Origin of the sequence: uncultured Aquincola sp., assembly GCF_964001545.1 — a bacterium.
Taxonomy (GTDB): domain Bacteria; phylum Pseudomonadota; class Gammaproteobacteria; order Burkholderiales; family Burkholderiaceae_C; genus Aquincola.
Genome location: NZ_CAXFDV010000284.1, coordinates 1 through 23,799, shown reverse-complemented (window position 1 = coordinate 23,799; position 23,799 = coordinate 1). Strand labels below are relative to the sequence as shown.

Here is a 23,799-nt window from a genome sequence, read left to right as displayed (position 1 = left end):
TCCGGTTGGCTTCCTTGAGGATTGGGTGTTTGGCGACTTCCAGTCTCTCAAACCCAACCCGGATGAACACCGGATACAACCTATTGAAGCTTCACACCTAGCGCGGCGATCACGGCGGGGTCCAGGGCGGGCGCAGCGGCTTTGCGGTGCGCCCGCGGCGCCGCGGGCTCCTGGAAGGCCGCACGCAGGAAATCGGCGGGGGTCTGGCCCTGGGCCTGCGCAGCAGCCTGCAGCGCAGCCCTTTCGGGGTCGCTCAGCCGCAAGGGGTAGGACTTGCGGCGCGGGTTGTTCTGCGCAGGCCGGGCCATGGAAGTCCTCGCGTCGGCCACCTGGAAAAGCCCGAACGGACCTGGTGGCGGGCCGCGCTGTCGGGGTGTCCAGAGGGGCGCTATGTGCCCCCTCGGCGAGACCGACCCCGGAGGGGGTCGGGTTTTTGTATATACAAAAACATATCTCGCTACTCTGTAGAATCGTCAGAGCCAGGCCATCTTAGGGGCATGGGGCCACGCACACAAGCGCAACCTCGGATAGACCGCGAAGGCAGCCAGGCGCAACCACCGCAGGCATCCCCAGGACCTTGCTCGGCAATGACTGACAAGCCGCCTTTGGCTCCGCTAAGCTGCGCCCTCCTTGCCACCCAGCCAAAAGGCCTCGCCATGCAAGACGACACCGCAACAGTCACGGTCTATAGCTTCATGGAGCGCGGACCCGGCGAAACCAAGATGCTTGCCGTGCACAAGGCGGCGCGCGCAACAATCCTGGCCAGTGGCGGCCAGGTGCTCGAAGGAACGGCGCATAAAGTCCCGGTAGACGAGCTGGACGGCCGCGGCTTTTGGTGCCGCCTGGCCACCGGCTGGGGCGCCCTGCCAGCGGCCTAACGCCGGGCACCGGTTACGCCGGTATGCGGCAACGGCCGCGACCAGGGGGTGCACAAGGCACCGCTCGTGGGCGCTGCCCCCGAACCCCCGGGATATCTAAAGCCCAGCGATGGAAATAGATCTTCCTCGCCCAAAAAATTCTTAGTACCTTATATGCACGGCACAGGGGTGGGAACCCGATGACCGTGCCCGGCGATAGTCGCCCAAATGCCAGCCTCCGCGCTGGCATTTGTCTTTTATCGACGGCGCAAACGCGCGGCGCCAGCGACCGCGGCCAAGCCGGCAATCATCAGCGCATAGGTCGCAGGCTCTGGAATAGAAGCGACAGCAGTTTCAACATTTAATACTATCGTTGTATTGTTGTCGAACCGCATATTTGTCCAATTTATCGCAACGCTATTATTGTTGAACGTCAAACTACCAATCGGCAACTTTGGGTAGTTTGTTTCTGAACCGATGTAAGCATTTTTTATGTAAGCGCCGTCATGAAATTCGAATTCAATTTCACTTCCGGCCTCAATATATAAACCATCCTTATTCAATGAAACAACTCCATCACTCCACATCCTGCCCGCGCACATACAGTTAAAGTCATAGATAATTTGATTATTATTGAACTTAATTTCCAAGTAATTGAAAAATCTGGCATATATATAATCTTGATTATTTTCTTTATCCAAATAAAATGCGGAAGAAGCGACAACGCCACCTCCGCCATAAATATTCGCCGTGGCATTATTTCCCAGGAGCCCTTCTGCCCAAACAGGCGCGCCCAAAAATAATGACACCAAAAAAACTACACTATATTTCTTCATACGTCCCTCATCTAATTTATCTGCCGACATGGCAACCTAACAAGCTAGCACACGCTGCTTCGCAGCCCGTACCGCACTTTGGGTAGACATGAGCCGAACGGCCCCCCGCGGCCGTAAACAAGAGTGAATATCTACCCTGTTTGAGGTATGGATCAGTACCAAGCCTCTGCTCCAATATCTGTAACAGGGCAGCTTGCGGCAGCACATGGACGTTCGGGCGGAAGCGTTGGAACAAGCGATCAACGCAGCACATGCAGGGGCCAGCGATCCCGCACGCTGGGGTGACTGCGTGAAGGCCATCGCGGCCGCCACCAACTCGGCCGGCACCGGGCTCTTCCGGCCAGGCCCCAGCGGCGGCCCCATCGCCAACCATGGAACGTTCTTGGGCCTTGAAGCCATTTACTTCAAGGAGTGGGCTCATCGCGACCCATGGAATGAGGCGCTTAAAAAGCACCACCTTTTTCATACCGCCGGCGAGCTGTATGTCAGCCGCGAGTTCCTCTCAGACGAAGACTACCGGGCAACCGCATATTACAACGAATACGGGCGCCACCGGGACAGCGGCCACAAGCTTGTTTTGAAGGTGTCGGATGACCGTGATCCGGTCATGCCAGTCACGCACCTGACCTTTTCACGCAGTTTCCGGCAAGAACCCTTTGGCGAGAGCGAACGGCACGCGGCGCGGCGGCTCTGGCTTCCTCTACAGCGCGCCCTTAAAGCGCAAGCCTTGCTCACGATGGACGGCCGTATACGTGCCTTATCGGCCGAACACTTTGATGCGCACCCCTCCCCCTCCTGGGTTCTAAGGAGAGATGGCCGAATTGATCATGCAAACCAAGCAGCGCGCGAACTCATGAGCCGCGATCAATGGGCCGTTTTTCGAGGCGCTCAATTGGCCGCCATAGGAAACATGAGCCTGGGTCTGCTTGAAAAACTTATCCTTGATGCCGTTCAGGGCCGCGGAAGCCAACACCTCATTTTGCACCAGGGAAGTAAGAAAAAAACAGTAGAACTCGCCACGCTGCACATCACCCCAATTGCGAAGGCACCCCTCTACAGCGTTGCCTGGCCCCATGCTGAGGCGCTTTTGGTTCTGGAGCGCGCGCCTCAGATGGAAAACGCGTCAGCTCATGTCACCGAGTATTTCGCAACTCGTTATCGCCTAACGCCGGCTGAAAAAAATGTGTTCTCACTTCTTGGAGAAGGGCTAAGCCCGAAACAAATTTCAGCACAGCTAAAAAAGGCTCACGGCACCATTTTAACTCAAGTCAAAAGCATCCTCAAAAAGATGGGTGTTAAATCCATACGAGAATTAATATTATTAATTCTTGGAAATCGCTAAATAATCCAAAACCATGAACAAAGCACACAACTCTCAAACAAATTTGAAGCCCCCCCCTTTTACTGCTTCTTGCATTTATTATTTTTCTCCAAGGGTGCTTTGTCTCAGACGATAATCCACTGGAAAATTTGCGGCGACGTCCAGTTTTAGGCACAAAAGTTGAATTTATGGACAAGGATAAGAAAGGAACATACACCTGGGATGAGAATGAAAACGTTACGTCGCAGCCGACGGCAAATCATACTACTATATATCGCGCGTTAGAGAAATTTCACCTGAAATAAATTCCCATTATGACGACACATATCATTTGGCAGTCGAGGAAAATGCAATAGAAAAAGGTATATATTTTATATACATAATAAGCTTCCTTCCAATAAACACCAAAGATAAATTCCCGAAGGAGAAATTAATAACTCAACATTCATTTAACGACAACAAGGTTATTGACATTGTTGCCCGATACGAATGCTTAGAAGCAGCTTCACCATTAAAATGCGTCAAAGAAAAATTTGACCCGAGAAGTAATAATTTCTTAGGTTTTACTGCCACTCAGCTTAAAGACGAAGTATTTATTAAAGAACCTCTTTTTAATGGTAAAAAAGATCTTTTGCAAACAAACTCACAGAACATCTCTAAGCTGCTTTACTTCTTGGCTCTATATAAATCAAGGATTACGGATGAAAAATATGTAGAAGCAAATATAATTTCCCCCTAAGGAAGGTCTGCACAATTCGCCCGCTGCAAGCTTGGCGACAACGTGAAGCGCTGAGACGATACGGTGCATGAAGCAACACAGCCTGGGCCTGGGAATGACGGCCAAGCGGACGCGGCGCCGGGAGTTCCTGGACGAGATGGAGAAGGTCGTGCCGTGGGCCGATCTGGTGGCGCTGGTATTGCCGTACCTGCCCGAAGGCAAGCGCGGGCGGCCGCCGTTCCCGCCGGAGACCATGCTGCGCATCCACTTCATGCAGCAGTGGTTTGCGCTGAGCGACCCGGCGATGGAAGAAGCGCTGCACGACATGCCGGTGTTCCGCGAGTTCGCGGGGCTCGAAGGCTGGGATGAGCGGCTGCCCGACGAGAGCACGATCCTGCGGTTGCGGCATGTGCTGGAGAAGCACAAGCTGGCCGCACAGATGCTGCAGACCGTCAACGACCTGCTCAGCGCCAAGGGCGTGATGCTCAAGAGCGGCACGGTGGTCGATGCCACCTTGATCGCAGCTCCCAGTTCGACCAAGAACAGCAGTGGCGAGCGCGACCCGGAGATGAAGCAAAGCCGCAAGGGCCAGCAGTGGTACTTCGGCATGAAGTGCCACATCGGCGTGGACATCGCTTCGGGCCTGGTGCACACGGTGCGCGGCACCAGCGGCGCGGTCAACGACGTGATGGAGGCCAACAGCCTGGTGCGCCCGAGCGACCACGAGGTCTACGCCGACGCCGGCTACCGCTACCAAGGTGCGGGCAAGCGGCCGGACGCCCGAGGCGACGTGAACTGGCACATCGCCATGCGGCCCGGCAGGCGTCGCCAACTCGACCCCAGCAGGCCGATCGATGCGCTGACCGAACAGCTCGAACGCGTGAAGGCCGGCATCCGGGCGCGCGTCGAGCACCCGTTCCGGGTGGTCAAGCGCCAGTTCGGGCACGTCAAGGTGCGCTATCGCGGACTGGCCAAGAACACCGCTCAGTTGCACACGCTGTTTGCGCTGGCCAATCTCTGGCTGGTTCGCCGCAAATTGCTGGCAGCGGTGGCATGAGTGCGTCCGCAGTTCGCGAAGACGGCCATGTCGACGCCCCAAGCGGGGCTGATGGCCCGCGAACTCGGGGAAATCAGGCTCGGCCAGCATCACATTCCGATCAGATCAGCGCATCAGCACGCCGTCGCTTGCGTTGTGCAGACCTTCCCTAAGCCGCGCTGGGCGGCGTGAACTGCCAGCGGCGCCGGGCGCCGAACACCAGGTTCGGATATTCCGCCCGGCCGCGGCTGCCGTTGTAGCGGCCCAGCGCCATGAACAGGTCGCCCCGCTCCTGGTCGAGGTAGTGGCGCAGGATCACACAGCCGAAGCGCAGGTTGGTCTGCATGTGGAACAGGCGGCTCGGGTCGCCATCGCCGATCAGCCGCGACCAGAACGGCATCACCTGCATGTAGCCGCGCGCCCCGGCCGAGCTGATGGCGTACTTGCGGAAGTTGCTTTCCACCTGCACCAGGCCCAGCACCAGGGCGGGCTCCAGCCCGGCGCGGGTGCTTTCGTACCAGGTGGTCTCCAGGAATTCCAGCCGCGTCAGGCGCTCGCTCTTCTGGCGCTGCAGCCGCTCGCTCATCGCGCCCAGCCAGCGCAGGTAGGCCAAGCGCGCCTCGACGTTGGCAAAAGCCGGCTTGGGCGGTGCATCGGCGGCGATGGCGGCCGACATGGCCGAGCGCACCGAGTTGGCGAGCGGCTCTTCGGCCTGCGCCCCCGCGCGCGCGCTGCCCCACGGCAGCCACAGCCCGGCAGCGGCCAGCAAGACATGGCGGCGATGCAAGCCCGGTGTCATCGGCGTGCCATCCATGCTTCAAAGGGGCCGCGCCAGCCGCGCGCGGCCATGGCGTGACAGGCCAGCAGCCAGGCCAGCCACAAGCCCAGTGCCCAGCCCCAGGCGGCGGCGGTGCGCAGCGGCCAGCCCAGGCCGGCGCCGCTGAACAGCAGCAGGCACAACAGCGAATGCAGCAGGTACAGGCTCAGCGTGCGCTGCCCCATGGGCGCCAGCCAGGCCGGCCAGCGGCGCGCATGCAGCACCGCCAGGCCCAGCAGCGGCGCGGTGAGCAGCCAGCCGATGCCGGGCGCCACTGCCGTCCACAGCGACAGGTTGCCGTCGTGGCGGGCGCTGTCGTCGACCACGCTCAACGCATAGGCGCCGTTGACCAGCAGGCCCACCGGCAGCAGGCGCCGCGTCCAGCGCCGCCACAGCGCATGCCAGCGCGGGTGGGTGAGCAGGCGCAGCCGCGCTGCCAGCATGCCGGCCAGCATCGCCGCGCGCAGCACCGGCAGAAACAGCACCGCGCCCAGTGCCTGCAGGATCACGTAGGCATTGGCGTTGAGCCACAGCTGGTCGACCCAGGAAGCGGTGGCGCCGAAGCCCTCGGAGGGGTCGGCATCGGCGCTGCCGCCTGTCCACAGCGTCAGCGCCAGGCTCAGGCCGATGGCGGCCAGCGCCCAGCCGCAGGCGCGCAGCAGCCGCGTCAGCAACCGGGAAGCGCGCTCATGCACGTGGGCCACCACCAGAAAAGCGGTCAAGGCGTACATCGTCAGGATGTCGCCGGCATACACCAGCGCGCCGTGCAGCACGCCCAGCGCCAGCAGGCGCCACAGGCGGCGCCGCTGGGCCTGCGGCGTGCGCCGGCGGCTGCCGGCCAGCACCAGCCCCGCGCCGAACAAGAAGGCCAGCAGCGGATAGGCCTTGCCGTGCAGCAGCAGCGCGGCCAGGGCCTGCAGGCCCAGCGAGATCACGCCGGGCGGGTCGGCCTCGCCCAGCGGCGCGCCCCAGGGCGCGACGGTGTAGGAGATGGCATTGACCAGCAGCACGCCCACCATCGCCAGCGCCCGCAGCGCGTCGAGCAGCGGTTCGCGGCGCGGGGGCAGCGGCTTCACGCGCTGGCGGCCGGCGCCTGGGGCGCGGGAGCTTGCAGGCGCGCTTGCAGATGGGCCAGCACCTCAGCCACGGCCACCTTGGTGGCAGCGGCGTCGCGGCGACCCTGGTACTCGACCGTGCCTTCCTTCAGACCACGGTCGGACAGCACCACCCGGTGCGGCACGCCGATCAGTTCCCAGTCGGCGAACATGGCGCCGGGCCGCTCGCCGCGGTCGTCCAGCATCACGTCCACGCCCTGCGCCTGCAGCTGGTCGTGCAGCTGGTCGGCGGCGGCCTTGACCTCGGCGCTGCGGTCGTAGCCGATGGGGCAGATGACCACGGTGAACGGGGCGATGCTGTCGGGCCAGACGATGCCGCGCTCGTCGTGGCTTTGCTCGATGGCGGCGCCCAGGATGCGGGTGACGCCGATGCCGTAGCAGCCCATCTCGAAGAACTGCGGCTTGCCGCCTTCGTCCAGGAAGGTGGCGTTCATCGCCTTGGAATACTTGGTGCCGAGGTAGAACACATGGCCCACCTCGATGCCGCGCTGGATGGCCAGCACGCCCTGGCCGTCGGGCGAAGGATCGCCCGCCTGCGCATTGCGGATGTCGGCCACTTCGTCAGGCTCGGGCAGGTCGCGGCCCCAGTTGACGCCGGTGAAGTGGAAGTCGGCCTCGTTCGCGCCGCAGACGAAGTCGCTCATGTTCGCCACCGTCCGGTCGGCGATCACCTTGACCGGCTTCTTGAGGCCAATGGGGCCCAGGTAGCCGGGCTTGCAGCCGAAGTGCTCCTCGATCTCGGCCACGGTGGCAAAGCGATAGCCGCCCTTGAGCCCGGCCAGCTTGCCGGCCTTGACTTCATTCAGCGCATGGTCGCCACGCACCAGCAGCAGCCACACCGTCACCTTCGTGATGTCGCCGGCTTCGTTGCGCTCTTCGGTGGCCAGCACCAGCGACTTCACGGTGCGCTGCAGCGACAGGCTCAGCAGCGCGGCCACGTCTTCGCAGGTGGACTTGCCGGGCGTGGGCGTCTTTTCCAGGCCCTGGGTGGGCGCGGCGCGCTTGGCGATCAGCGGCACCGACTCGGCCAGCTCGATGTTGGCGGCATAGCTGCTGGTCGGGCAGTAGACGATAGCGTCTTCACCGGTCTCGGCGATCACCTGGAACTCGTGCGAGCGGTCGCCGCCGATGGCGCCGGTGTCGGCGGCCACGGCCCGGTACTGCAGGCCAAGGCGGTCGAACACCGCGCAGTAGGCGGCGTACATCGTGTCGTAGCTCTTGCCGGCGGCTGCCACATCACGGTCGAAGGAATAGGCATCCTTCATCGTGAACTCACGCCCGCGCATCACGCCAAATCGCGGCCGGCGCTCGTCGCGGAACTTGGTCTGGATGTGGTAGAAATTTTTCGGCAGCTGCTTGTAGCTGCGCAGCTCCTGGCGGGCGATGTCGGTCACCACCTCTTCGCTCGTGGGCTGGATGATGAAGTCACGCTCATGCCGGTCCTTGACCCGCAGCAGCTCAGGCCCCATCTTGTCGAAGCGGCCGGTTTCCTGCCACAGCTCGGCCGGCTGCACCACCGGCATCAGCAGTTCCACCGCACCGGCGCGGTTCATCTCTTCGCGGATGATGGACTCGACCTTGCGGATGACGCGCAGGCCCATCGGCATGTAGTTGTAGATGCCGGCGCCCAGCCGCTTGATGAAGCCCGCGCGAAGCATGAGCTTGTGGCTGACGATCTCGGCGTCCGCGGGCGCTTCCTTCAGCGTGGAAATGAAGAACTGGCTGCTTTTCATGGAGGTGTGAATCGTGCAAGGCTGGCGCAGGGCGCGCTGCCGTTGACCAGGGCGCGAGTGATGCGGGTAAGCGAGACATCGCATGCCGCACCGGCCCGGTGCAATAATGATTTCAACTTATAGATTCGAGGTCTGATTATGCTCGACCGTGAAGGCTTCAGGCCCAACGTCGGCATCATCCTGCTCAATGCCCGGAACCAGGTTTTCTGGGGCAAGCGCCTGCGGACGCACTCCTGGCAGTTCCCCCAGGGTGGCATCAAGCATGGTGAAACGCCCGAGCAAGCCATGTTCCGCGAGCTTCACGAGGAAGTGGGGCTGCTCCCGGAGCAGGTGAGGATACTGGCGCGCACCCGCGACTGGCTTCGCTACGAGGTGCCTGAGCATTACATCCGCCGCGACGCACGCGGCCACTACCGCGGCCAGAAACAGATCTGGTTCCTGCTGCGACTGATGGGTCGCGACAGCGACATGAACCTGCGGGCCACCGACCACCCCGAGTTCGACGCCTGGCGCTGGAACGAGTACTGGGTGCCGCTGGACGTGGTGATCGAGTTCAAACGCGACGTCTACCAGATGGCGCTGACCGAACTCGCCCGCTTCCTGCCGCGGCCCAACCACCACAACCGCTACCTGCGCTCGGGCATGCGGCCGCACCGGCACGATGACGACGGGCAGCGCTCGTCGATGTCGCTCGAAGGCGGTGCGCCGCCAGCGGCGACGACGTCGGAGTAGGTGCCTCATGCCGCCCGCGAAGGTCGCGGGCGGTGCGCTCAGTTCAAGACCAGGTTGGTGCGGTGGATCATCTCGGGCTCGTTCATGTAGCCCAGCAGGCCCTCGATCTGCGATGAAGGCTTGCGCAGAATGAGCCGCGCCTCGGCGCTGGAATAGTTCGCCAGGCCGCGGGCGATCTCACGACCGTCCTGCGTGCGCACCGCGATCACGTCGCCGCGGTGGAACTCGCCCTGCACCTCGCTCATGCCGATGGGCAGCAGGCTCTTGCCGTCGCCCAGCAGCGCCTGCGCCGCGCCGGCGTCCACCACCACCGCGCCGCGCAGCTGCAGGTGGTCGGCCATCCACTGCTTGCGGGCCGCACGCTTGGCGGTGCTGGCCACCAGCAGCGTGCCGATGGCTTCGCCCTGCACCAGGCGCAGCAGCACGTCGGCCTCACGGCCCCAGGCGATCACGGTGCTGGCACCGCTGCGAGCGGCCCGCTTGGCCGCCACGATCTTGGTGATCATGCCGCCACGGCCGATGCTCGATCCGGCACCGCCGGCCATGCGCTCGAGCTCGGGGTCGCCGGCCTGCGCCACGTCCACGAAGCGGGCGTCGGGGTTGCTGCGAGGGTCGGCCGTGTAAAGGCCGCGCTGGTCGGTCAGGATCACCAGCGCATCGGCCTCCACCAGGTTGGCCACCAGGGCGCCCAGGGTGTCGTTGTCGCCGAACTTGATCTCGTCGTTGACGACGGTGTCGTTCTCGTTGATGACCGGGATGACCTTCAGGCCCAGCAGCGTCAGCAGCGTGGAACGGGCGTTGAGGTAACGCTCTCGGTCGGCCAGGTCGGCATGCGTCAGCAGCACCTGGGCGCTGCCCATGCCGTGCTCCGACAGCTTGCTTTCGTACATCTGGGCCAGGCCCATCTGGCCGACGGCTGCGGCGGCCTGCAGCTCGTGCAGCTCCTTGGGCCGGGTGGTCCAGCCCAGGCGCTTCATGCCCTCGGCGATGGCGCCGCTGGACACCATCACCACCTCACGGCCGCCTTCGGCCAGCGCGGCCAGCTGGCGGCACCAGTTGCCGATGGCCTCGGCATCGACGCCGCGGCCTTCGTTGGTGACCAGGCTGGAGCCGACCTTGACGACGATGCGCCGGGCGTTCTTCAGTTCGTCATTCATCGTGCGCAGCGGGTGAGTCGAAGCGCGGGTCGGGGTCGGGCATCGGCGGGTTCTTCTCGGCGGCCACGTGCTCGTACACCGCATGGATCAGCGGCTCCAGGCCTTCACGCGTGAGTGCCGAAATCTCGAAGACCGGGCCCTTCCACTTCATGCGCTTGACGAAGTCCTTCACGCGGGCGGCGCGCTCTTCAGCCGGCACCATGTCCAGCTTGTTGAGCACCAGCCAGCGCGGCTTGTCGTGCAGCTCTTCGTCGTAGCGCTTGAGCTCCTTGACGATGCCCTTGGCCTGCGCCACCGGGTCCACCGCCTCGTCGAACGGGGCCATGTCCACAAGATGCAGCAGCAGGCGGGTGCGCTGCAGGTGGCGCAGGAAGCGGTGGCCCAGACCGGCGCCATCGGCCGCGCCTTCGATCAGGCCCGGCACGTCGGCCACGACGAAGCTTTTTTCCGGCGCCACCCGCACCACGCCCAGGTTGGGGTGCAGCGTGGTGAACGGGTAGTCGGCGATCTTGGGCCGCGCATTGGAAATGGCGGCGATCAGCGTGCTCTTGCCGGCGTTGGGCATGCCCAGCAGGCCGACGTCGGCCAGCACGCGCAGCTCAAGCTTCAGCTTCTTGGCCTCACCGGGCCAGCCGGGGGTTTTCTGCCGCGGCGCACGGTTGGTGCTGCTCTTGAAGTGCAGGTTGCCGAAGCCGCCGTCACCGCCCTTGCAGATGAGCACCGGCTCGCCGGGCACCAGCAGCTCGGCGATGACTTCGTTCTTCTCGATGTCGGTGATGATGGTGCCCACCGGCATGCGCAGCACGATGTCGTCGGCCGCCGCGCCGAACTGGTCGGAGCCGCGACCGGCTTCGCCGTTGCGGGCCTCGTGCCGTCGCGCGTAGCGGTAGTCGATCAGCGTGTTGAGGTTGCGGTCGGCTACCGCGTACACGCTGCCGCCACGCCCGCCGTCGCCGCCGTCGGGGCCGCCGAAGGGGATGAACTTCTCTCGCCGGAAGCTCGCGCAGCCGGCGCCGCCGTTGCCGGCGGCTGCATCAATAGTGGCTTCGTCAACGAACTTCATGGTCGGGAGATGTTAGAAGCAAAAAAGACAAAGGCCCCGGCAAGCCGGGGCCTCACGGTTGAGCCGGCTGCCTGGGCAGCCGCGTCATCACAGCGGCGTGATGAACACCGTCTGGCGGTTGAGCTCGCCCTTGACGGCGAACGACACCTTGCCATCGACCAGCGCGAACAGCGTGTGGTCCTTGCCGATGCCGACGTTGGTGCCGGCATGGAACTTGGTGCCACGCTGGCGCACGATGATCGAGCCGGCCGAGACGGCCTGGCCGCCAAAGGCCTTCACGCCCAGCATCTTCGGTTTGGAGTCGCGGCCGTTCCGTGTGGAACCGCCGCCTTTTTTCTGTGCCATGGTTCAAATGCTCCTGAATTGCGACGACGTCAGAGCGTCACGGCACCGATCTCGAGCTCGGTGTAGGTCTGACGATGACCACCGTGCTTCTGATAGTGCTTGCGACGGCGCATCTTGAAGATGCGAACCTTGTCGTGCTTGCCTTGCGCCACGACGGTGGCCTTCACGCTGGCGCCGGCAACCAGGGGCGTGCCGACCGTGAGCTCAGCGCCGTTGCCGACGGCGAGCACCTGGTCGATCACGATTTCCTGGCCAACGTCCGCAGCAATCTGTTCTACCTTGATCTTCTCGCCGGCAGCAACCTTGTATTGCTTGCCACCGGTTTTTATGACCGCGTACATGTCAACCCTTTCAATCGCCCACGCCCTGCAATCGCCAGCCCTTTGCGGCCACTGCAGTACGCGGAACCCGGCATTGTAGCATCAGCCACCGGCTTGGCAAGCGACGCCCGGCCTGCCCGGCGAGGGTGTTGCGGGTTGTTCCTATAATCGCGGGCTAGCCAATGTCGTCCACTCCCCATTACGCCAACGTGACTTCGCCTGCCCCCTCCACCGCTCACGCCGTCGATCCGATGGCGGCAGAGATGCAGGCAGTGGACGCCGCCATCACCGAGAACCTGCGCTCCGACGTGGTGCTGATCAACCAGATCTCGCACTACATCGTCAGCGCGGGCGGCAAGCGCATCCGCCCCCGGCTGGTGCTGCTGTTCGCCAATGCCCTGGGCTTCACCGGCCCCGAGCGCTTCACCCTGGCCGCCACGGTGGAGTTCATCCACACCGCCACGCTGCTGCACGACGACGTGGTGGACGAGTCTTCGCTGCGCCGCGGCCGCGAAACCGCCAACGCGATGTTCGGCAACGCCGCCAGCGTGCTGGTCGGCGACTTTCTGTACTCGCGCGCCTTCCAGCTGATGGTGTCGGTCGACCGCATGCGGGTGCTGGAAGTGCTGGCCGACGCCACCAACGTCATCGCCGAGGGCGAGGTGCTGCAGCTGATGAACATGCACGACCCCGACCTGGCGGTGGACGACTACCTGCGTGTCATCCGCTACAAGACGGCCAAGCTGTTCGAAGCCAGTGCCCGCCTGGGCGCGGTGCTGGCCGGCGCCTCGCGCGATCTGGAAGACCAGTGCGCCGACTACGGCCGCTCGCTGGGCACCGCCTTCCAGCTGGTCGACGACCTGCTGGACTATCAGGGCGCCACCGCCGAGCTGGGCAAGAACGTGGGCGACGACCTGCGCGAAGGCAAGCCGACGCTGCCGCTGCTGCTGGCGATGGAACGCGGCACCGAAGAAGAGCGCCAGCTGATCCGCCACGCCATCGAGCAGGGCGAGGTGGAACGGCTGGACGAGATCGTCGGCATCGTGCGGCGCACCGGCGCACTGGAAGCCACGCGCGAGGCCGCGCGGCAGGAGGCCGACAAGGCCCGCGACTGCCTGCAAGCGATTCCCTCTTCCCAATTCAAAAAAGCCCTGCTAGACTTATGCGTTCAGTCAGTTGATCGCTCTTACTAGCAAAGTTGAGCACAACAACAACAAATCGGGGTGTAGCTTAGCCTGGTAGAGCGCTACGTTCGGGACGTAGAGGCCGGAGGTTCGAATCCTCTCACCCCGACCAGGACATGGAACAAAAGCCGCAGCAATGCGGCTTTTTTCTTGCCCGTTCGCCGCGTGGCCCGGCGCGCTGGCGCCGGATGTAGGCGCCATGGCAGGCTCTCTTCCGCGGCTCGCGGCTGTCGGCGGGTCTTACACTGCGGCCGGAAGTCATAAGTTGCCTGTGGACACCGTCGCTGACACTGCCCAATCGAGCCTGTCCGGAGTCGCCCGCGTGCTGGTGCATGCGGGCCGCCTGCAGCCGCGCCAGGCCGAAGCCCTGGCGGCCCAGGCGCGCGAGCGGCGCATCAGCTTCGTCTCGGCGCTGATCGCCGCCGGCGCCGTGTCGGCCTCCGACCTGGCGCACACGCTGTCCAACGCGCTGGCGGTGCCGCTGCTCGACCTGAAGTCGGTCGATGCCGAACGCCTGCCGCGCAACGTGATCGACGGCAAGCTGGCCACGCAGTACCAGGTGGTGGTGCTGGGCCGGCGCGGCAATCGCCTGTTCATCGGCGGGGCCGACCCCACCGACCAGGAAGCGATCGAGCGCATCAAGTTCGCCACCCAGCTGTCGCCCGAGTGGGTGCTGGTGGAGTACGACAAGCTGGGCGCGCTGCTGGAAGCCCAGGGCGCCAGCGTCAACGAGGCGCTGGACAGCCTGGCAGGCGCCGACTTCGACTTCGACGTCAACGACGACGCGGGCGCCGAGGACCAGGCCAACGAGGTGGTCTCCGAAGTGGAAGACGCGCCCGTGGTGCGCTTCCTGCAGAAGATGCTGATCGACGCGATCAACGCGCGTGCCTCCGACCTGCACTTCGAGCCCTACGAATACCACTACCGGGTGCGCTTTCGCATCGACGGCGAGTTGCGCGAGATCACGCAGCCGCCGGTGGCCATCAAGGACAAGCTGGCCTCACGCATCAAGGTGATCAGCCGGCTCGACATCTCCGAAAAACGCGTGCCGCAGGACGGCCGCATGAAGCTGAAGTTCGGCAACAAGGCGATCGACTTCCGCGTCAGCACCCTGCCCACGCTGTTTGGCGAGAAGATCGTGATCCGTATCCTCGACCCGTCCTCGGCCAAGCTGGGCATCGAGGCGCTGGGCTACGAAAAGATCGAGAAAGACCGGCTGCTGCACGCCATCCAGCGGCCCTACGGGATGATCCTGGTCACCGGGCCCACGGGCTCGGGCAAGACGGTGTCGCTCTACACCTGCCTGAACCTGCTCAACCAGCCGGGCGTCAACATCGCCACGGTGGAAGACCCGGCGGAAATCAACCTGCCCGGCATCAACCAGGTGAACGTGAACGAGAAGGCCGGCATGACCTTCTCGGTGGCGCTGAAGTCCTTCTTGCGGCAGGACCCGGACATCATCATGGTGGGCGAGATCCGCGACCTGGAAACCGCCGACATCGCGATCAAAGCCGCGCAGACCGGCCACCTGGTGATGTCGACGCTGCACACCAACGACGCGCCCACCACGCTGACGCGGCTGCTCAACATGGGCGTGGCGCCGTTCAACATCGCCTCCAGCGTGCTGATCATCACCGCCCAGCGGCTGGCACGGCGGCTGTGCGAGAACTGCAAGGCGGTGGCCGAATATCCGCGTGAAGCGCTCAAGCGCGCGGGCTTTCGTGACGAAGACCTCGATGGCACCTGGAAGCCGTACCGGGCGATCGGCTGCTCGGCCTGCAACAACGGCTACAAGGGCCGCGTCGGGCTGTACCAGGTGATGCCGATCACCGAAGCGATCCAGCGCATCATCCTGGCCGAGGGCACGGCGCTGGACATCGCCAAGCAGGCGCAACTCGAAGGCGTGCGCGACCTGCGGCAATCCGGCCTGGTGAAGGTGCGGGCCGGGGTGACGACGCTGGAAGAGGTGATCACGGTCACCAACGAATAGACGTTCGGAGAAGGTCTGGAATGGCGACTGCTGCAGCCGCGAAGAACATCAAGGAATTTGTCTTCGAGTGGGAAGGCAAGGACAAGAACGGCAAGACCGTGCGGGGCGAGATGCGCTCGGGCGGCGAGGCGGCCGTGAGCGCCAGCCTGCGCCGCCAGGGCGTGATGATCACCAAGGTGAAGAAGCGCCGGATGTCGGGTGGCAAGGCCATCAAGCAGAAGGACATCGCCATCTTCACCCGCCAGCTGGCCACGATGATGAAGGCGGGCGTGCCGCTGCTGCAGGCCTTCGACATCGTCGCGCGCGGCAGTGCCAACCCCAAGCTCACACGGCTGCTGAACGACGTGAGGTCGGACGTGGAGACCGGCACCAGCCTGTCGGCCGCGTTCCGCAAGCACCCGCTGTACTTCAATGCGCTGTACGCCAACCTGGTGGAAGCGGGTGAGGCCGGCGGCATCCTGGAGCAGCTGCTGGAGCGGCTGGCGCTGTACGAGGAAAAAACCCTCGCGCTGAAGTCCAAGATCAAGTCGGCGCTGATGTACCCGGTGGCCGTGATGGTGGTGGCCTTCATCGTGCTCACGGTGATCATGATCTTCGTGATCCCTGCCTTCAAGGACGTGTTCAGCTCCTTCGGCGCCGACCTGCCGGCGCCCACGCTGGCCGTCATCGCGATGTCGGAGTTCTTCGTCGCCTACTGGTGGATCATCTTCGGCCTGCTGTTCGGCGGCGGCTACTTCTTCATGCAGAGCTGGCGCCGCAGCGAGAAGATGCAGATGGCGATGGACCGGCTGCTGCTGCGCATCCCGGTGTTCGGCGACCTGATCAACAAGAGCGTGATCGCCCGCTGGACGCGCACGCTGTCCACCATGTTCGCCGCCGGCGTGCCGCTGGTGGAGGCGCTGGATTCCGTGGGCGGCGCCTCGGGCAACGCGGTGTATGCCGAGGCCACCGAGAAGATCCAGAAGGACGTGTCCACCGGCTCGGCGCTGACCAATGCGATGCAGGCCACCGGCGTGTTCCCGACCATGGTGCTGCAGATGGCCTCAATCGGCGAAGAATCTGGTTCGCTGGACCACATGCTGGGCAAGGCGGCCGAGTTCTACGAGGACGAGGTGGACGAGATGGTCAAGGGCCTGTCCAGCCTGATGGAGCCTTTCATCATCGTCATCCTCGGCACGCTGATCGGCGGCATCGTGGTGTCGATGTACCTGCCCATCTTCAAGCTCGGCTCGGTCGTCTAGACAAGTGCTGGCCGATCTTCCGCTCGACCTGCTGCTGTCGCCCTGGGTCCTGGCCCTGCTGGGCCTGTGCATCGGCAGCTTCCTGAACGTGGTGATCCACCGCCTGCCGCTCATCATCGAGCGGCAATGGTGGGCCGACGTGGCCCACCAGCTAGGCGATGCCGATTCCTGGCGCCGCGTGTTCGCTGCCAAGGGCGAGCCGCCCGAGCCGCAGCAGCGCACCGCCCAGGCGCTGACCAGCGGCCTGGAGGCCCTGCCCCACCTGGGCATCGCCGCGCCGCGCTCGCGCTGCCCGGCCTGCGGCCATGCCATCCGCTGGCACGAGAACCTGCCGCTGCTGGGCTGGCTGCGCCTGAAGGGCCGCTGCGCGGCCTGCGGCAGCCGCATCTCGGCGCGCTACCCGCTGATCGAAGTGGCGACGGCGGCGCTGTTCGCCGCCATCGGCTGGCGTTTCGGTGCGCAGCCGGTGACGCTGCTGTGGTGCGCCGTGGCCGCCGTGCTGGTGGCGCTGGCCGCCATCGACTGGGACACCACCGTGCTGCCCGACGCGTTGACCCTGCCGCTGCTGTGGGCCGGCCTGGTGGCCGCTGGGCTGGGCCTGACGCTGCCCTTGAGCACCGCGCTGTGGGGCGCCGTGGCGGGCTATCTGTCGCTGTGGTCGGTGTACTGGCTGTTCAAGCTCACCACCGGCAAGGAAGGCATGGGCTATGGCGACTTCAAGCTGCTGGCCGCGCTGGGCGCATGGCTGGGCTGGCAGGCCATCGTGCCCATCCTGCTGATGTCGTCGGTGATCGGCGCGGTGGTGGGCATCGGCATGAAGCTGCGCGCCTCGCTGCGCGAAGGCCGCTACGTGCCCTTCGGCCCCTTCCTGGCCGGTGCGGGCCTCGTCGTGATGCTCGCTGGCACCGGCACGGTGCTGAGCTGGATAGGATGGGCCTGACTTCGCTATGCAGCACGCCCTGCGCATCGGCCTGACTGGCGGCATCGGCAGCGGCAAGAGCACCGTGGCCGCGCAGCTGGTGGCGCGTGGCGCGGTGCTGGTGGACACCGATGCCATCTCGCGTGCCCTCACCGCCGTCGGCGGTGCGGCGCTGCCGGCCATCGCGGCCGCCTTCGGTCCGCAGGCCATCGGCGCCGACGGCGCGCTGGACCGCGACCACATGCGGCAGCAGGTGTTCGCCGACCCGGCGGCGCGTCAGCGGCTGGAAGCCATCCTGCACCCGATGATCGGCGCCGAGACGCTGCGGCAGGCCGAAGCCGCGGGCGAGCGGCCCATCGTGTTCGATGTGCCCCTGCTCACCGAATCGGCCCATTGGCGCGAGCGGGTGCACAAGGTGCTGGTGGTCGACTGCCGCGAAGCCACGCAGGTGGCGCGGGTGATGCGCCGCTCGGGCTGGGCCGAAGAAACGGTGCAGCGCGTGGTGGCCCAGCAGGCCACACGGGCCGCGCGGCGGGCGATTGCCGATGCCGTGATCTTCAATGAAGGGCTGACCTTGGAACAGCTCGATACCCAGGTACAGCGCCTGTGGCAGGCCTGGGGCGCGGACCGTGTGAAACAATAAGCAGAGCCCTCTTTACCGGCCTGCATCTTGGTTCTCTACGAATACCCGTTCAACGAAGGCATCCGCACGATGCTGCGGCTGGAGCACCTGTTCAACAGGCTCGGTCAGCTGGTGTCGCGCGACACCACGGTGGACCACCACTTCGCGCTGGCCACCCTGTTCGAGATCATGGACGTCGCCTCGCGCGCCGACCTGAAGTCAGACCTGCTCAAGGAACTGGACCGCCACCGCGCGCTGCTGGAAAGCTACCGTGGCAACCCCGCCATCTCGGAAGCGGCGCTGGACGTCGTCACCGCGCGGCTGGACCATGCCTTCAACGGCCTGAACGGCATGGACGGCAAGGCCGGCCACCAGCTCAACGGCAACGAGTGGCTGATGAGCATCCGCAGCCGCATCGGCATTCCGGGCGGCACCTGCGAGTTCGACCTGCCGGCCTACCACGCCTGGCAGCAGCATGAGCCGGCGCAACGCCGGGCCGATCTGGTGCGCTGGATCGACACCATGCGGCCGCTGGCCGACGCGCTGCACGTGCTGCTGGGCCTGCTGCGCGACAGCGGCGTGCCACACAAGGTGGTGGCCACCGGCGGCCAGTTCCAGCGCAGCCTGCCGCAGGGCAAGGCCTACCACCTGCTGCGCGTGCGGCTGCCCGCCGACCCCGAGCTGGTGCCCGAGATCACCGGCCACCGCCTGATGGTGTCGGTGCGCCTGATGCGCCACGACGAAGAGGGCCGGCTGCGGCCCACCACCGAAGACTGCAGCTTCGAGCTGACGCTCTGCGCATGACCCGCACCGTCAAGTGCCCGGCCTGCGGCGGGCCCAGCCTGTATGCGCCCGAGAACAAGTGGCGCCCCTTCTGCAGCGAGCGTTGCCGCACCGCCGACCTGGGCGCCTGGGCCGAAGGCCGCTACCGGCTGCCCGCCGAATCGCAGGACCCGGACACGGAAACGCCGGCGGCGCCCGAAGGCACGCGCCGGCGCGAAGAGTTCTAGCGCCTCAGTCCCGCGGGGCCGCCCCAGGGGACTGAGGGCCGCCTCTGAGCATCACACTCGCGCTTCGAGCGCGACCGACACGGGCACCGGCACCGAAGGCGTCGGCCGCTGGCGGCGCATTTCCACCGCGGGCAGCTTGAGCTGCTGGCGGTACTTGGTGACGGTGCGGCGCGCCACATGGAAGCCCTGGCGCTTGAGCATCGCGGCCAGCTGCACGTCCGACAGCGGTTCGGTCGGCGCTTCTTCCTCGATCAGCTCGCGGATGACGCCGCGGATGGCCGTGGTCGAGGCCTGGCCGCCGCTGTGCGTGGGCAGCGAGCGCGAGAAGAAGTACTTCAGCTCGAACACGCCCGACGGCGTGGCCATGTACTTGTTGTTGGTCACCCGGCAGACGGTGGACTCGTGCAGGCCCACCTCCTGCGCGATGTCGCGCAGCGCCAGCGGCTTCATCGCCATCGGGCCGTATTCGAAGAAGTGGCGCTGGTGGCGCACGATGGCGTTGGCCACGTCCAGGATGGTGGCAAAGCGCTGCTCCACGTTGCGCAGCGTCCAGCGCGCTTCACGCAGGTGGGCCGCCAGGTCGGTCTGGCCGGTGTCGCGGTGGCGCTGGAACAAGTCGGCGTAGAGGCGATTGAGGCGCACACGCGGCACCACCTCGGGGTTCAGCGTGGTGATCCAGTTGTTGCCGCGGCCGCGGCGCACGATGACGTCGGGCGTCACGTACGGCGTGCGGGTGGACTCAAAGCGTGAGCCCGGGCGCGGGTCGAACTGGCGGATGCGGTCGCACACGGCTTCCACCTCGCCGGGGGTCGACTCCACCAGCGCGGCCAGCTTGTGGTACTCCCGCATGGCCATGCGCTGCAGCGGCTGGGCCAACACCTTGCGCGCCAGCGCGCGCTGCGCTTCATCCTCGATCAGCACGGTTTGCAGCAGCAGGCATTCGGCCAGGTCGCGGGCGCCGATGCCCAGCGGGTCCAGCGCCTGCACGCGGGCCAGGGCCACGCGGATTTCATCCAGGCTGGTCGCCGGCTCCAGCTCGGCCATGTCGCGCAGCTCTTCCAGCGGCTGGCGCAGGTAGCCGTCGTCGTCCAGTGATTCCACCAGCATCGCGGCCAGCACGCGGTCGCGCTCGCTCAAGGGCATCACGTTGAGCTGGGTGTGCAGGTGCTGGCGCAACGACACGCTTTGCGGCACCAAGTCGATCAAGGAGATGTCGCCATCGGAGGCCGGGCCATGGCCGCCGCCTGCGGACATGGTCCATGCCTGGGCTTCCCAAGGGTCGGCCGACACGTCGGCGTGATCGTCCTCGGCAGCAGGCGCGGCCGACAGGTCTTCGCCTTCTTCTTCAAGAAACGGGTTGCCATCGACCGCTTGCTGCACTTCCTGGGCGAAATCCAGCGACGACAGCTGAAGCAGGCGCACTGCGTGCTGAAGGCGGGGGGTGACGGTCTGGGTCTGGCGGCGCTCGATGCGCATGTGCAGTGCGGCGGTCATGCAATCTCCTGGGGCCGGTAGGCGTTAGAAACAGTGTCGCGGTGGCCTCTTTCGCCAGGCCTAGGCCGATGCGGGCGCTTGATGTAGGTGTGATCCGACAGTGGCCTCACGGGCACTCACGTGCGGACACATGCGGTTGCCGCAAAAACTGCTGGCCTGTGGCAACGCAGCGCGCGTGGCGATGGCTGCCAGTTCGCCCGTGCGCCGCCGGGGCGGGCACGCCGGCTGCGAAGGGGCGGTGGCCATGCCACACCGGCCACACCGCCATGACCATCGCCCATCCTGATGAACTGCCCCCTGCGCTTGTCTACGTGAGTGACGACGGTCCTGGCTGGCACCGCGTGGCCCGAGGCAAGTCGTTCGGCTACACCGACGACCAGGGCAAGCCCATCAAGGACGAGCAGCAGCTGCAGCGCATCCGCTCGCTGGCCATTCCGCCGGCCTACACCGACGTGTGGATCTGCCCCAAACCCAACGGCCACCTGCAGGCCACCGGGCGCGACGCACGGGGCCGCAAGCAGTACCGCTACCACGCGCTGTGGCATGAGCACCAGGGCCAGAGCAAGTTCGAGCGGCTGCAGCAGTTCGGCGCGGTGCTGCCCGCCATCCGCCGCCGTGTGGAGCGTGACCTGGCCCAGCCCGGTCTGCCCCGCAGCAAGGTGCTGGCGGCCCTGGTGCGGCTGCTGGACACCACCTACCTGCGCATCGGCAACGACGAATACGCCAAGCAGAACGGCTCCTTCGGCCTGACCACGCTGCGGCGCCGGCATGCGGCCATCAAGGGCAGCGTGCTCAAGCTGAGCTTTCGCGGCAAAAGCGGCGTGGAGCAGGAAGTGGCGGTGCAGGACGCCCGGCTGGCGCGCATCGTGCGCCGCTGCCAGGCGCTGCCGGGCCAGGCCTTGTTCCGCTACCTGGACGACGACGGCCAGGTGCATGGCGTCGATTCATCCGACGTCAACGGCTACCTGCGCGAGATTGCCGGCGACGACTTCAGCGCCAAGGACTTTCGCACCTGGCATGCCAGCGCGTTGGCGCTGGAGCGGCTGCTGCCCTGCGAGCTGCCGCGCACCGTGCGTGAGATGCGGGTGATGACCAAACAGGTGATCGGCGAGGTGGCGGCGCACCTGGGCCACACCATCGCGGTGTGCCGCAAGTCGTACGTGCACCATGCGGTGCTCAGCAGTTTCGAGCACGGCAACCTGGCCCAGCTGTGCCGCCCGCGCATGCGTGGCGGGCGCGGCCTGCTGGCCCGCGAGCGCAGCCTGCTGGCCTTGATGGCAGCCGAGCAGCAGGCGCTGGACGACCCGGCGCCCCAGCTGGCGCGCTCGCTGGCAGCCTCGAAGGTGAGGGCTACTTCTCCCAGTACACCGGCGTCCCGTAGTAGTCGTGCACGTCCCGGTGCCAAGCCTCGCCGCCATTGAGCTGCGTGGGCCAGTGCGTGGTCTCGAAGCCCGGCGCCTTGTCGAAGTGCGACTTGTCCACGTCGAGCACGAAGGCCTTGCGTTCGGCATCAAGCTGCAGCGCCCGCCAGGGAATGGCGAAGAGCCGCTCGCCGATGCCCAGGAAGCCGCCGCTGCTCATCACCGCATAGGCGATGCTACCGTGCGCCAGGTCGAGCATGATCTCCTGCACCTCGCCCAGCGTTTCTCCGGCGCGGTTGACCACATCGTGGCCGGTGAGGCTGGAGGCGCTGGTCAGCATGGCACCGGGGCCGTTGCCCCGGGTCAGGGCATCGACGCTTTCGATGCGGGTGGCGGGGGCATCTTCGGCGGGCAGTTCGGCCATGGTCGGGCTCCGAAAGCGAGGGGGTCGTTGATGAACAGGGGAAAGGCAACGCCTGTGCCCGGCCAGCAGGGCACATGCAGCCCATAATCCGGCTTTTGTAACGCGGCGCCAGCCGCGGGTCGGGTAGTTATGGGACACGCATTGATCGTCGAGGACGACCCGGACGTCGCCGAAACCATGGCGGCATTGATTGCCGCCGAAGGCTTCACCGCCGTCACGGCCAGGACATTGAAAGACGCGCGCCGGCAGCTGGCCACGCGCGCCCCCGACCTCGTGCTGCTGGACCTGCAGCTGCCCGATGGCCAGGGTCTGGACCTCTTGAAAGACACCGACCAGCTGGCCAACACCGAGGTGGTGCTGGTCACCGGCCATGCCAGCATCGAGACCTCGATCCAGGCCTTGCGCCTGGGTGTGGCCGACTACCTGGTCAAGCCCTTCAACATCAAGCAGCTGCAGGGCATCCTGTCGCGGCTGATGCGGCCTTCGGCGCTGAAGGCCGAGCTGGAAGACCTGCGCGCCGAGCTGGAACGCAGCGGCCGCTTCGGCCACATGGTGGGCCGCTCCCCGGTGATGCGGCAGGTGTACGAGCAGATCGCCCGCGTGGCGGGCTCGGCCGTCACGGTGCTGATCACCGGCGAAAGCGGCAGCGGCAAGGAAGTGGCCGCGCGCACCATCCACGACCTGAGCCGCCGCCGCCACCAGCCCTTCCTGGCGGTGAACTGCGGCGCCATCTCGCCGCACCTGATCGAAAGCGAGATCTTCGGCCACGAGAAGGGCAGCTTCACAGGCGCCGACCGCCAGCATCTGGGCTTTTTCGAGCGCGCCCACGGCGGCACGCTGTTCCTCGACGAAGTGACCGAGATGCCGCCCGAGCTGCAGGTCAAGCTGCTGCGGGTGCTGGAGACGGGCAGCTTCATGCGCGTGGGCAGCACCACGCCGGTGGAAACCGACGTGCGGGTGATCGCGGCCACCAACCGCGTGCCCACCGAGGCCGTGGCCAGCGGCAAGCTGCGCGAAGACCTGATGTACCGGCTGGACGTGTTCCCGATCCGCATGCCTTCGCTGCATGAGCGGCCGGACGACATTCCGATGCTGGCCGAGCACTTCCTGCAGGACATCGGCCGCCGCGAAGGCGTGGCCAAGCGTTTCCTGCCCAGCGCCATCGCCGCCCTCACCCGCCACCGCTGGCCGGGCAACGTGCGCGACCTGCGCAATGCGGTGCAGCGCATCTACCTGATGGCCGATGGCCGCGACATCGATGACGAATGGCTGCAGCCCGGCGTGCCGGGCAGCGCCGGTGCCCGGCCGCCGGCCGCGCTGGCCGCCGCCGACGACGGCGAGACGCTGGTGGTGCGCATCGGCCAGCCGCTGGCCGAGATCGAGCGGGCGGTGATCCTGGCCACGCTCAAGCGCTTCGACCACCACAAGGAACGCACCGCCGCCGCGCTGGGCGTGAGCCTGAAGACGCTCTACAACCGGCTCAAGGAATACGCCGAGAAGTAGC

Annotated in this window: 23 protein-coding genes, 1 tRNA gene and 2 pseudogenes; 15 read left to right on the top strand and 11 right to left on the bottom strand. The window is 65.5% G+C overall.

Going from position 1 to position 23,799, the window contains the following annotated elements; all coding sequences use genetic code 11:
* Window positions 1-80 precede the first annotated feature (80 nt).
* Window positions 81-308: a hypothetical protein gene (locus tag ABNT58_RS10020; protein ID WP_348753338.1), complete on the bottom strand. Its 228-nt coding sequence runs from the start codon at window positions 306-308 to the stop codon at window positions 81-83.
* A 348-nt stretch (window positions 309-656) separates the two neighbouring features.
* Between ABNT58_RS10020 and ABNT58_RS10015 the strand changes: the two genes are divergently transcribed.
* Window positions 657-878, top strand: coding sequence for a hypothetical protein (locus ABNT58_RS10015; RefSeq protein ID WP_348753337.1), 222 nt, complete (start codon window positions 657-659; stop codon window positions 876-878).
* A gap of 236 nt (window positions 879-1,114) precedes the next feature.
* Here ABNT58_RS10015 and ABNT58_RS10010 read toward each other — a convergent pair whose 3' ends face one another.
* A complete protein-coding gene (locus ABNT58_RS10010) occupies window positions 1,115-1,723 on the bottom strand; it encodes a PEP-CTERM sorting domain-containing protein (RefSeq protein WP_348753336.1) in 609 nt (202 codons plus the stop codon).
* Between the two features lie 196 nt (window positions 1,724-1,919).
* Here ABNT58_RS10010 and ABNT58_RS10005 point away from each other — a divergent pair, with 196 nt between their 5' ends.
* From ABNT58_RS10005 to ABNT58_RS09995, 3 genes are all read left to right on the top strand, one after another.
* Window positions 1,920-3,035 (top strand): LuxR C-terminal-related transcriptional regulator, encoded by a 1,116-nt coding sequence (locus tag ABNT58_RS10005; protein WP_348753335.1) that lies wholly within the window; start codon window positions 1,920-1,922, stop codon window positions 3,033-3,035.
* Window positions 3,036-3,345: 310 nt separating this feature from the next.
* On the top strand, window positions 3,346-3,753 hold the full coding sequence (locus ABNT58_RS10000) for a hypothetical protein (RefSeq protein ID WP_348753334.1): 408 nt from the start codon (window positions 3,346-3,348) through the stop codon (window positions 3,751-3,753).
* Window positions 3,754-3,820: 67 nt separating this feature from the next.
* Window positions 3,821-4,789: an IS5 family transposase gene (locus ABNT58_RS09995; RefSeq protein WP_348753333.1), complete on the top strand. Its 969-nt coding sequence runs from the start codon at window positions 3,821-3,823 to the stop codon at window positions 4,787-4,789.
* A gap of 148 nt (window positions 4,790-4,937) precedes the next feature.
* Here ABNT58_RS09995 and ABNT58_RS09990 read toward each other — a convergent pair whose 3' ends face one another.
* From ABNT58_RS09990 to ABNT58_RS09980, 3 genes are read right to left on the bottom strand one after another with little or no spacing between them, the layout of a single operon-like run.
* Window positions 4,938-5,567, bottom strand: coding sequence for a lytic transglycosylase domain-containing protein (locus ABNT58_RS09990; RefSeq protein ID WP_348753332.1), 630 nt, complete (start codon window positions 5,565-5,567; stop codon window positions 4,938-4,940).
* On the bottom strand, window positions 5,564-6,661 hold the full coding sequence (locus ABNT58_RS09985) for a DUF418 domain-containing protein (RefSeq protein WP_348753331.1): 1,098 nt from the start codon (window positions 6,659-6,661) through the stop codon (window positions 5,564-5,566). The genes ABNT58_RS09990 and ABNT58_RS09985 overlap by 4 nt, the downstream gene beginning before the upstream one ends.
* Window positions 6,658-8,433, bottom strand: a complete 1,776-nt coding sequence (locus tag ABNT58_RS09980; RefSeq protein ID WP_348753330.1) for a proline--tRNA ligase — start codon at window positions 8,431-8,433, stop codon at window positions 6,658-6,660. Before ABNT58_RS09980 ends, ABNT58_RS09985 begins: the two co-directional genes overlap by 4 nt.
* A gap of 138 nt (window positions 8,434-8,571) precedes the next feature.
* Here ABNT58_RS09980 and ABNT58_RS09975 point away from each other — a divergent pair.
* Window positions 8,572-9,084, top strand: a pseudogene (locus ABNT58_RS09975) (RNA pyrophosphohydrolase); the annotation flags it as partial.
* Between the two features lie 119 nt (window positions 9,085-9,203).
* Here ABNT58_RS09975 and proB read toward each other — a convergent pair.
* The 4 genes from proB to rplU all read right to left on the bottom strand — a co-directional run bounded on the left by proB (window position 9,204) and on the right by rplU (window position 12,071).
* The gene (gene proB, locus ABNT58_RS09970) at window positions 9,204-10,322 is read right to left on the bottom strand and encodes a glutamate 5-kinase (RefSeq protein WP_348753329.1); all 1,119 of its coding nucleotides are present in this window, start codon (window positions 10,320-10,322) and stop codon (window positions 9,204-9,206) included.
* Window positions 10,315-11,385, bottom strand: a complete 1,071-nt coding sequence (cgtA, locus tag ABNT58_RS09965; protein ID WP_348753328.1) for an Obg family GTPase CgtA — start codon at window positions 11,383-11,385, stop codon at window positions 10,315-10,317. The genes proB and cgtA overlap by 8 nt, the downstream gene beginning before the upstream one ends.
* An 87-nt stretch (window positions 11,386-11,472) precedes the next feature.
* The gene (rpmA, locus tag ABNT58_RS09960; RefSeq protein ID WP_250197687.1) at window positions 11,473-11,730 is read right to left on the bottom strand and encodes a 50S ribosomal protein L27; all 258 of its coding nucleotides are present in this window, start codon (window positions 11,728-11,730) and stop codon (window positions 11,473-11,475) included.
* 29 nt (window positions 11,731-11,759) lie between these two features.
* Window positions 11,760-12,071, bottom strand: coding sequence for a 50S ribosomal protein L21 (gene rplU / locus ABNT58_RS09955; RefSeq protein ID WP_250197688.1), 312 nt, complete (start codon window positions 12,069-12,071; stop codon window positions 11,760-11,762).
* A gap of 230 nt (window positions 12,072-12,301) precedes the next feature.
* Between rplU and ispB the strand changes: the two genes are divergently transcribed.
* The 8 genes and pseudogenes from ispB (at window position 12,302) to ABNT58_RS09915 (ending at window position 19,016) form a co-directional block, all read left to right on the top strand.
* Complete coding sequence (ispB, locus tag ABNT58_RS09950; protein ID WP_348753340.1) at window positions 12,302-13,243, top strand: octaprenyl diphosphate synthase; 942 nt, start codon at window positions 12,302-12,304, stop codon at window positions 13,241-13,243.
* 26 nt (window positions 13,244-13,269) lie between these two features.
* Window positions 13,270-13,346 (top strand) — tRNA-Pro (locus tag ABNT58_RS09945).
* A 153-nt stretch (window positions 13,347-13,499) separates the two neighbouring features.
* A complete protein-coding gene (pilB, locus tag ABNT58_RS09940; protein WP_348753327.1) occupies window positions 13,500-15,224 on the top strand; it encodes a type IV-A pilus assembly ATPase PilB in 1,725 nt (574 codons plus the stop codon).
* 20 nt (window positions 15,225-15,244) lie between these two features.
* Window positions 15,245-16,465 (top strand): type II secretion system F family protein, encoded by a 1,221-nt coding sequence (locus ABNT58_RS09935; RefSeq protein WP_348753326.1) that lies wholly within the window; start codon window positions 15,245-15,247, stop codon window positions 16,463-16,465.
* A 7-nt stretch (window positions 16,466-16,472) separates the two neighbouring features.
* Window positions 16,473-17,405 carry an A24 family peptidase gene (locus ABNT58_RS09930; RefSeq protein ID WP_348753339.1) on the top strand — a complete coding sequence of 311 codons (933 nt, stop codon included), beginning with the start codon at window positions 16,473-16,475 and terminating at the stop codon, window positions 17,403-17,405.
* A gap of 7 nt (window positions 17,406-17,412) precedes the next feature.
* A pseudogene (gene coaE / locus ABNT58_RS09925) lies at window positions 17,413-18,027 on the top strand (dephospho-CoA kinase); the annotation flags it as partial.
* Between the two features lie 27 nt (window positions 18,028-18,054).
* Window positions 18,055-18,810, top strand: a complete 756-nt coding sequence (gene zapD, locus ABNT58_RS09920; RefSeq protein WP_348753325.1) for a cell division protein ZapD — start codon at window positions 18,055-18,057, stop codon at window positions 18,808-18,810.
* Entirely contained in the window at window positions 18,807-19,016 is a 210-nt protein-coding gene (locus ABNT58_RS09915; RefSeq protein WP_348753324.1) for a DNA gyrase inhibitor YacG, read from the top strand. The genes zapD and ABNT58_RS09915 overlap by 4 nt, the downstream gene beginning before the upstream one ends.
* 51 nt (window positions 19,017-19,067) lie before the next feature.
* Here ABNT58_RS09915 and rpoN read toward each other — a convergent pair whose 3' ends face one another.
* Window positions 19,068-20,510: an RNA polymerase factor sigma-54 gene (rpoN, locus tag ABNT58_RS09910; RefSeq protein WP_348753323.1), complete on the bottom strand. Its 1,443-nt coding sequence runs from the start codon at window positions 20,508-20,510 to the stop codon at window positions 19,068-19,070.
* A 266-nt stretch (window positions 20,511-20,776) separates the two neighbouring features.
* On the opposite strand from rpoN, the gene ABNT58_RS09905 reads away from it, so the two are divergent.
* Complete coding sequence (locus ABNT58_RS09905) at window positions 20,777-21,931, top strand: DNA topoisomerase IB (protein ID WP_348753322.1); 1,155 nt, start codon at window positions 20,777-20,779, stop codon at window positions 21,929-21,931.
* On the opposite strand, the gene ABNT58_RS09900 is transcribed toward ABNT58_RS09905, so the two are convergent.
* A complete protein-coding gene (locus tag ABNT58_RS09900; protein WP_348753321.1) occupies window positions 21,861-22,295 on the bottom strand; it encodes a PRC-barrel domain-containing protein in 435 nt (144 codons plus the stop codon). The genes ABNT58_RS09905 and ABNT58_RS09900 overlap by 71 nt on opposite strands.
* A gap of 129 nt (window positions 22,296-22,424) precedes the next feature.
* Between ABNT58_RS09900 and ABNT58_RS09895 the strand changes: the two genes are divergently transcribed.
* Window positions 22,425-23,798 carry a sigma-54 dependent transcriptional regulator gene (locus ABNT58_RS09895; RefSeq protein ID WP_348753320.1) on the top strand — a complete coding sequence of 458 codons (1,374 nt, stop codon included), beginning with the start codon at window positions 22,425-22,427 and terminating at the stop codon, window positions 23,796-23,798.
* The last annotated feature ends 1 nt before the right edge of the window (window position 23,799 follow it).

What these genes read in the sequence shown, in the direction of transcription:
- ABNT58_RS10020 (WP_348753338.1), bottom strand. Translation starts at nt 308, where the DNA reads ATGGCCCGGCCTGCGCAGAACAACCCGCGCCGCAAGTCCTACCCCTTG.
- ABNT58_RS10015 (WP_348753337.1), top strand. Translation starts at nt 657, where the DNA reads ATGCAAGACGACACCGCAACAGTCACGGTCTATAGCTTCATGGAGCGC.
- ABNT58_RS10010 (WP_348753336.1), bottom strand. Translation starts at nt 1,723, where the DNA reads ATGTCGGCAGATAAATTAGATGAGGGACGTATGAAGAAATATAGTGTA.
- ABNT58_RS09995 (WP_348753333.1), top strand. Translation starts at nt 3,821, where the DNA reads ATGAAGCAACACAGCCTGGGCCTGGGAATGACGGCCAAGCGGACGCGG.
- ABNT58_RS09990 (WP_348753332.1), bottom strand. Translation starts at nt 5,567, where the DNA reads ATGACACCGGGCTTGCATCGCCGCCATGTCTTGCTGGCCGCTGCCGGG.
- ABNT58_RS09980 (WP_348753330.1), bottom strand. Translation starts at nt 8,433, where the DNA reads ATGAAAAGCAGCCAGTTCTTCATTTCCACGCTGAAGGAAGCGCCCGCG.
- proB (WP_348753329.1), bottom strand. Translation starts at nt 10,322, where the DNA reads ATGAATGACGAACTGAAGAACGCCCGGCGCATCGTCGTCAAGGTCGGC.
- cgtA (WP_348753328.1), bottom strand. Translation starts at nt 11,385, where the DNA reads ATGAAGTTCGTTGACGAAGCCACTATTGATGCAGCCGCCGGCAACGGC.
- rpmA (WP_250197687.1), bottom strand. Translation starts at nt 11,730, where the DNA reads ATGGCACAGAAAAAAGGCGGCGGTTCCACACGGAACGGCCGCGACTCC.
- rplU (WP_250197688.1), bottom strand. Translation starts at nt 12,071, where the DNA reads ATGTACGCGGTCATAAAAACCGGTGGCAAGCAATACAAGGTTGCTGCC.
- ispB (WP_348753340.1), top strand. Translation starts at nt 12,302, where the DNA reads ATGGCGGCAGAGATGCAGGCAGTGGACGCCGCCATCACCGAGAACCTG.
- ABNT58_RS09935 (WP_348753326.1), top strand. Translation starts at nt 15,245, where the DNA reads ATGGCGACTGCTGCAGCCGCGAAGAACATCAAGGAATTTGTCTTCGAG.
- ABNT58_RS09915 (WP_348753324.1), top strand. Translation starts at nt 18,807, where the DNA reads ATGACCCGCACCGTCAAGTGCCCGGCCTGCGGCGGGCCCAGCCTGTAT.
- rpoN (WP_348753323.1), bottom strand. Translation starts at nt 20,510, where the DNA reads ATGACCGCCGCACTGCACATGCGCATCGAGCGCCGCCAGACCCAGACC.
- ABNT58_RS09905 (WP_348753322.1), top strand. Translation starts at nt 20,777, where the DNA reads ATGACCATCGCCCATCCTGATGAACTGCCCCCTGCGCTTGTCTACGTG.
- ABNT58_RS09900 (WP_348753321.1), bottom strand. Translation starts at nt 22,295, where the DNA reads ATGGCCGAACTGCCCGCCGAAGATGCCCCCGCCACCCGCATCGAAAGC.
- ABNT58_RS09895 (WP_348753320.1), top strand. Translation starts at nt 22,425, where the DNA reads ATGGGACACGCATTGATCGTCGAGGACGACCCGGACGTCGCCGAAACC.